At 42.9% G+C, this 6,724-nt stretch carries 10 protein-coding genes and 1 pseudogene; 9 read left to right on the top strand and 2 right to left on the bottom strand.

From position 1 onward, the window contains the following. Positions 1 to 110: 110 nt before the first annotated feature. A complete protein-coding gene (locus H6G26_RS36915; protein WP_190736469.1) occupies positions 111 to 311 on the bottom strand; it encodes a hypothetical protein in 201 nt (66 codons plus the stop codon). Positions 312 to 1,087: 776 nt separating this feature from the next. Continuing rightward, positions 1,088 to 1,264, bottom strand: a complete 177-nt coding sequence (locus tag H6G26_RS36910; RefSeq protein ID WP_190736467.1) for a hypothetical protein — start codon at positions 1,262 to 1,264, stop codon at positions 1,088 to 1,090. On the opposite strand from H6G26_RS36910, the gene H6G26_RS36905 reads away from it, so the two are divergent. The 9 genes and pseudogenes from H6G26_RS36905 to H6G26_RS36865 all read left to right on the top strand — a co-directional run. After that, on the top strand, positions 1,255 to 2,055 hold the full coding sequence (locus tag H6G26_RS36905) for a hypothetical protein (RefSeq protein ID WP_190736466.1): 801 nt from the start codon (positions 1,255 to 1,257) through the stop codon (positions 2,053 to 2,055). The genes H6G26_RS36910 and H6G26_RS36905 overlap by 10 nt on opposite strands. A 263-nt stretch (positions 2,056 to 2,318) precedes the next feature. Then, positions 2,319 to 2,873 (top strand): hypothetical protein, encoded by a 555-nt coding sequence (locus H6G26_RS36900; protein WP_190736465.1) that lies wholly within the window; start codon positions 2,319 to 2,321, stop codon positions 2,871 to 2,873. 97 nt (positions 2,874 to 2,970) lie between these two features. Beyond that, on the top strand, positions 2,971 to 3,159 hold the full coding sequence (locus H6G26_RS36895; RefSeq protein ID WP_242054214.1) for a hypothetical protein: 189 nt from the start codon (positions 2,971 to 2,973) through the stop codon (positions 3,157 to 3,159). Between the two features lie 227 nt (positions 3,160 to 3,386). Beyond that, positions 3,387 to 3,656, top strand: coding sequence for a hypothetical protein (locus tag H6G26_RS36890; RefSeq protein WP_190736462.1), 270 nt, complete (start codon positions 3,387 to 3,389; stop codon positions 3,654 to 3,656). Between the two features lie 167 nt (positions 3,657 to 3,823). Next, on the top strand, positions 3,824 to 4,897 hold the full coding sequence (locus H6G26_RS36885; RefSeq protein WP_190736460.1) for a hypothetical protein: 1,074 nt from the start codon (positions 3,824 to 3,826) through the stop codon (positions 4,895 to 4,897). 134 nt (positions 4,898 to 5,031) lie between these two features. Continuing rightward, complete coding sequence (locus H6G26_RS36880; RefSeq protein ID WP_190736459.1) at positions 5,032 to 5,481, top strand: DUF1257 domain-containing protein; 450 nt, start codon at positions 5,032 to 5,034, stop codon at positions 5,479 to 5,481. Between the two features lie 2 nt (positions 5,482 to 5,483). Next, entirely contained in the window at positions 5,484 to 5,696 is a 213-nt protein-coding gene (locus tag H6G26_RS36875; RefSeq protein WP_190736457.1) for a DUF2997 domain-containing protein, read from the top strand. Positions 5,697 to 5,841: 145 nt separating this feature from the next. Further along, positions 5,842 to 6,000, top strand: a complete 159-nt coding sequence (locus H6G26_RS43360) for a hypothetical protein (RefSeq protein WP_242054213.1) — start codon at positions 5,842 to 5,844, stop codon at positions 5,998 to 6,000. Beyond that, a pseudogene (locus tag H6G26_RS36865) lies at positions 5,997 to 6,635 on the top strand (ATPase); the annotation flags it as partial. The gene H6G26_RS43360 and the pseudogene H6G26_RS36865, both read left to right, overlap by 4 nt. Between the last annotated feature and the right edge of the window lie 89 nt (positions 6,636 to 6,724).

The following is a 6,724-nucleotide window of genomic DNA, read 5'->3' as shown; positions in this document are numbered from 1 at the left end:
CTCCCCCTCACAATGATTATCATTTTAATATTGAGTGAGATTTAATTTCCTCAAAGCCTTATGTAGTTTGAGTCTTGGTGTATTTCATACTGATTCAGGCTCGTCAATATTTAGATGCGTTTGCCCTGGTTATTCAGTTGAGCGAGTTCCAGGTAAATGCTGTTGTCTACTAGCAGTGAAGGGTAGGTGAATCTGTGGTATTGGGCGTATTTCAGGCAGATGCAATCCTGAAGCAAAGCAGACAACCCTTCTGTAGTGAAAAAATCAGAGTTGTCTTTGAGAAGTTTGCTGATAACTGGTAAGTTAAACATGACTAGTTCTTTGATCGGGAATTAGTTCAGGCGATCGCGCTCTTGGCGGGGAGCGATCGCTTTTAGTTTTTGTTATCTAGTTTCGTCATTTCTGATGATTTCCTTGAAATCAACGTCTCTGCCTGCTAATTCAGAAGCTAATTCTAAGAGTTTATATATAGTGTCAATTTGACACCTATCCAAGAATCCACGCCTAGCAGATGATAATGTGCGCTTATCAAGCCCAGTCATTTCATGCGCTCGTTCAATAGAGAGATTTGTTTCTTTCGTCCAAAATTGGGACAGATCAATGAACCTAGTCATTTTTTGCATCGGAATACGCTCGAACATTTCAAGCATATTCTGATCAACTCGTTGATGTATCAACATAGTTGATGTTCCTTGTGTATTTTGGCGACACACATTAATACTATTGGCGTAATAAACACATTAACGTAATAATTTTCATACGTCAACACTATTGACACATCAACTACGTTGACGTATGATTTAAGCATGAGAGGAAACAAGCACCAACCTCTTAGTAAATAAAACGGTGCTTAAGCCAATCGAGTTAACGTCCGAATTTAAACATAGTCTAGAGACATGATCACCGGGGTATAGCACAAGCTCTATTGAGTAGGTAAAGAAGCCTGGAGAAGCAATCAACGGACACACAGCCATTTTGAGCAAGCCTTTTATTAAAAGCAGAAGCAATCGCCTTAGTGCAGTGGCTAGCAAATAATACTATTGAAGCCGTCGGTCGCATGACGCACTATGTCTTTTGCTTAGTAGCTCTAACTACTGGTTAGGAGCAAGAAAAATGAGGCTTCGCCAATTCTAAATTGAGAGTGTTGTGCTGAAAGCATAACAAACTGACCATTAAAAATAGGACGATCGCTGGTCGGACAAACTGTGCGATCGCCCCTATGCCCACAACCATTTAAAGAAGAGGCAATTTCTAATGATGACACAAAGTTTAGCCCCTGCGCCAACAAAAGATCCGTTAACCACACAGGATCGCCAAATCATTGCAACCATCGTAAATCAGTCGGACTACTCTAAAAACTGCCAGCCCGAAGATGTGGTGACTATTTGGATTAGTGAAGATGACACTACGGTTTGGGTGAAAATGACCCACGGCTATGCTCGATACCACAAAGAGCCATTCAAACGCGCTGTTGCAGACATTAAAGCGAGTCTTTCTGCTCCAGTAGAGCGCAATCACAAGGAAGATGAGGAATTGAAACGAGCTGCCGACAAAATTGGCTTGTTAGGTGATTGCGACTGGCTATCGTTGAGCGTCCAGTACTATCCTGACAAGGTAATCGGTCACGCTGGTTGTTATATTTCCCACAAGGCTCGAATATTAACCCCGCCGGCTGAATGGGATTTTACCCTACCGAAGTGGAATATGCCTGCTGCCATCTGTCCAGACTGCGAAGGACATGGGTGCGGTAACTGTGGGTATCGCGGGACTCGTGCAGAAGACTTGTGCGAACCAGTAGACGGCTATCGACTGACCTATGTAGGACGCACTGACCTTCAGACGGCTCACAACGTATATCTAGATGGTGAGTTCTTGGGGATTGTCTTTAAGGTCAGAAACGTTGATGAGTTATGGGAAAACGACCCCAAGACTTACTACTGGCGCTGTGGCGATGGAGTGCAATATTGGAGTGTGGAAGAGGCTGTAGAGGGACTGTCCAGGGCAACTGCTCCGATTGAACTGCCGCAAGTTTGTCGGGAGTTGATAGCGGCGTAAAAAAATCAGTAGGCGTGACCAAAGAGGCGGAGGGGCAGGGGGAGCAATCCCTGCCCTAAAGCCGTGAAGCGGAGCGGAACATGGGTATCAAGCCCCGTCATAAAGGACGCTCTCGATTGGTCGGAGTACAAGCTCCGTCTAATCCTTCTCCCTGCTCCCTGCTCTCTTGCCTCTTTTGACCGAAATCTACATCGGTCGCGCCTGCTGCTTCAAGAAGTCTACGGCTTCGCCAATGCGAAAGTGAAATGTATTGGTACTGAACAATGAACCCTCAAGAAAATTGCGAATTACTTGCTGCCTTGATACGTCAAGAGGAACTACTCAAGCAGTTGGTCGCTTCAATCAATAAACCGAAACTGGGATTGCATTCTGATGCTGGCAGTTGCAAAATCTACTGTAATCGTCAGCACGGTTCGCTTTGGTATACCCTGAATAATAGTGAACCGAGTGCTATTCCTCAAACTGCCTTGACTGGATATCTTAAAGAACTGCGGTTTGAGAATACAGAACGCCGCAAAAAAGAAACCTGCAAGTTGCTAATAACTATTCAAGCAGACCGGACGTATATTCTAGAATCAGGCTACGATACGCATTTTTCAAAGTGCATACTTGCGGCGATCGCAACTTTGACCCCACAACAATTATATTCTCCCATCACACTACAGCCGCAGCCAGGGACAGATGAAAATGTGTTGTTCTGTCGGGTATGGGTAGAGTCAGAATTAATTATGGCATCCTACAACGAGCAAACAGAGTGGCGACAAATCTGGGAACAGGCTTTAGCTGTGACAAAGGCTGCTCTTGAGATGGCGTTTTAACTCGTTGCAAACAGGGTTTGGGCAACTGTAATTAGAAGTTGCTCAAATTTTGTCTACAGCTAATACATGCTGTCTACTTATCGACTAATAACAAGAAATGACAACAACAATCGTTCCCCCTAGCCTCGAGAACTTACAACAGTTTTCTGACTCATTTGACCTGTCCAAGTTGTTGCAATCTGATGGAGTTTTGCCGTGGCTTTTAGCAAATGGTTGGAACTATGACGATGAATCTTGTTTGATTGCAAATATCGTTGATGAGTCTACAAGTCTGGATGAAGTTTAGGACTCTAAAGAGTTTGATTTTAATGCTCTGTCAGATGAATTAAAAGAAAAACTTAATCAGATTTTTGAGCATTTCTATCTGTAATCGAATGGCACTCCCAATCAATAATTAACGCAAAGGTAACGAATTATGCGTGAAAAACTCTACAGTCAGATTCAATCAGTCCAACTGTAGAGAAAAATCGATTCCACAAAGATTATCGCACACTCTACTTCAATACTAATCAGATGGAAACAAATTTGATTAAAGTCTACGACTCAACGCTTTTAAGCTCCTCAAAAGTTTACCAAATCGACGGTACGCTTTCTCGATACTTGGGTGATGAAGGTACTATAAAACACCCGCAATATCTATTTATACCTCTGCCAAATCAAAGAAAAAAAGCCAGCTTTCGATTAAATCGAAACAAACTCATGACTCGCTGTTATGAAGTCGAAGGCATGGTTTATGAAAAGCCTGTGGTACAGGATAATTCACAGCAAATTCAGCTATTTTGAGCCATGCCAACACATAAACCGCCAGTCATCAAAAGACCTGTTCGACTACAAAATGGCTCTACAAAAGTAATCTATAGAGCTACTACAGACATTCACAAATTGAGAAATAGCCACAAAGAAAGCTTCGCTGAATTGAAAGTGAAAAGTAATGATTGAGGTGAATAATCATGGTACAAGTAATTGACAACCCTATCGCTGCAAATTTTCTCACTGATGCAGTAGTCGAGCGCCACAATTTCTCACAGTTAAATAAAACCCGCATTAGATTTCGCATTCAGCTAAAGAAAAGTACAAAATCTGCCGCACCTAAATGGGCAGATGTGCTAAAAGCTGAAGTCTTTGAAATCGAATCAGACCTTGTTAAAGTTACTAATTCTGAAGTTGGGTTGCGAGGTATCAAGGTATTCAAAAAGCTTGATGAAGCTGCTGCCCAACTGAGGCAAGAGATTGCTTCAGTTCAAGAATGGATGTCTGCTGATACTGGTGATTGGGTCTGTCCGATTGATTTGGCTCCACTCGTTTGGAATCAGTTAATTAATATCAGAGATAATATCGCCCCTGGTTTACGCAATCAATTAAAAGTTGATTACGAAGCAGGACTCGAAGATTACCAAGAGCGAATTGACCAGTTTCTCTCACTTAACACCTGGGAATTAGCACAGGATAAGCAAGAGTCAGTCAAAGCAAACTTGTTAAGAGCATTTCCGATTCTGACCGATCTTGAAGACTATTTACAAGTCGTTATTGGTCGCCCGGTAATTATTCCTGCCCTCTCTGAACAACTGAACCAGCAGCAAGCCGAATGTCTAGACCAGATTACCAAGTTCATCCAACAGTATGACCAAAATCTCGAGCAACGGCTAAGGGAATCAGCCCTGGCAGGCGGTGAACAACTCGCCGCACAGTTGCTTGAAGAGTTGGCTGATTGGGAGCCAGGACGCAAACCCATACAGTTTAAAAGGAAAATGGAACGCCATTTGATGAAGGTTCAGGTACTACTAGCAAACGCAGACCCGGAGGCTGGTAGCAGTTTGGAGGCAATGATGGCGCACTTGGATTCTATCGTTAACGATCCAGCGATTGAGTCAAAAAATCTTGGCAGTGATGGGCGCAGTCAGTTGCAACAAAAGATGGATTCTATCCACGCCAAGTTGTTAGATGAACAACGCAATCTACAATCACTTGCAACTGGCGACGTGGGCTTATCGAAAGCTACGGTCATGTCGTTTAAGTTCAGGTAAAAAACAGTCTTGGGCGAGGATGCATTCGCTCAAGACTCGAACAACGTAGTAAATATGCAGTTTCCACAATAACCCAAAAAGGAGATCACACTCCTACTATTTTTCAAACCAATTTAAAAGCCTTGGAGCTAAAAATGTCGCATTTCTCAACAGTTAAAACCAAGCTTGGTAACCGTGAATGTCTAGTACAAGCTTTACAAGATTTGAAACTGAATCCGCAAGTTCATGAAACAGCACAATCACTAAAAGGATACTACGGTGGCTCTCAAGGACAAAGTGCTGAAATTATCGTATCTGGCCGCACCATAAAAGCCCGTGCAGACATCGGATTCAAGTGGAATCAGTCAAGCGCCGTGTACGAGGTAATACACGACAGTTATAAAACAGTTCCGAAGTTGGGACAAGACTTTTTCAGCAATAAACTAATGCTGGCTTATGGACAACGGATGGTGAGAGCCAAAGCTGCCGAGTTACAAGAGCAGTTTGGGGAATGCAATATTGCTGAAGAAACTAACGGCACAGGGCAAACTCTACGCCTTACCTTCAGTGGACATCAAGAAGTTAAGCAATATCAAAGGAGATAAATATGGAACGTTCAATACTGATTCATTTCGACAATGCTACAGGTGAAGTTCGAGTGGAGGCGGAGGGGTTCGAGGGAGCGAGTTGTTTATCGGCTACACAACCGTTTGAAGAAGCACTTGGAGTTGTCAGCGAGAGCGATCGCACGTTTAAGGACGAAGCCCAAACCCAACAACTTCGGACAACTTCAACCCACTCTATTCGCTTACGGCAGTAAATCAGGAAAAAGGGGAACCGTGACGATTGGGTTCCCCCAAGAAATTTTATGTACCTACCTAAAGAGTATCCTTTCCTTCACGTTTACGCCCAGCAAAAACCACGCCAGCCCGTGATCATCAAAGCGAATACTGAAAGGGGTGTGTGTGCTGTTGAATGCCATAGTTACTGCAATTGCCTACCAAGAGAACAACGGTACATCGGAAGTTTTTAACGGCGATGCCGAAGTTTATGAAGTAGTCGTGAGACTTGTTAATACTCACGATGAACTAGCTCCATTACCTTATCAAATTGAAAAACAATGAAACTCTCAAATCTGCTCTCCACATTAGATTCACAAATCCCCATCGCTGCGGTTGATGTTCTGTCTCCTGATGAAGCGACGATTATTCAGTGGTTAACTGCTGAAGCTAACAATAAGCTCTCATCTCCAGTGTTCTTCTGGAATCTGGGAGTATCAACCTTGGAGCAATGTTTAATCGCAGCAGATGGGGGATTGGTGTTTAAACCAGTTGCAGAGTATAAGAAACCACAACACGCTGATCCATTGTTATATGTGTTTGATTACATTGCGAATTTTAGCGGAAACGGTGTATTTATCCTCGGAGATATTCACCCCTTTATTGCTAAGAATTCACCCCAATTATCATGGGAGATTTTAAGCAAGGTAAAAAACCTTTACCACAGGTTAAAACCCACAGATAAACGCATTGTCTTGTTGGGTCAAAACATACAACTACACGAATCGCTAATCAGATTGATTCCTTATTGTGAAGTCCCTTTACCTAGTATTAACCAAATACTTGAACATATAACTTCTTATTTGCATGACTTACAACAGTCTGCTAGGGAGCAAGAGTTAACCTTTACTGTTTCCCTAGAAAATGCTGAATTTGAAACTCTTTCTCGTGCAGCGCTGGGTTTAACCTTAGAAGAAATTGTGCGATTCGTTGCTTAGTGAATCACGGTAATCAGCCCGTACATAACTAAGCCAGCCCGACAGCAGATTACTGTCACCGAAGGCTGAAC

The sequence above is a fragment of the Nostoc sp. FACHB-888 genome, assembly GCF_014696655.1.
In the GTDB taxonomy this organism is placed as follows: Bacteria; Cyanobacteriota; Cyanobacteriia; order Cyanobacteriales; family Nostocaceae; genus Nostoc.
This window is presented reverse-complemented; position numbering and strand designations above follow the sequence as displayed.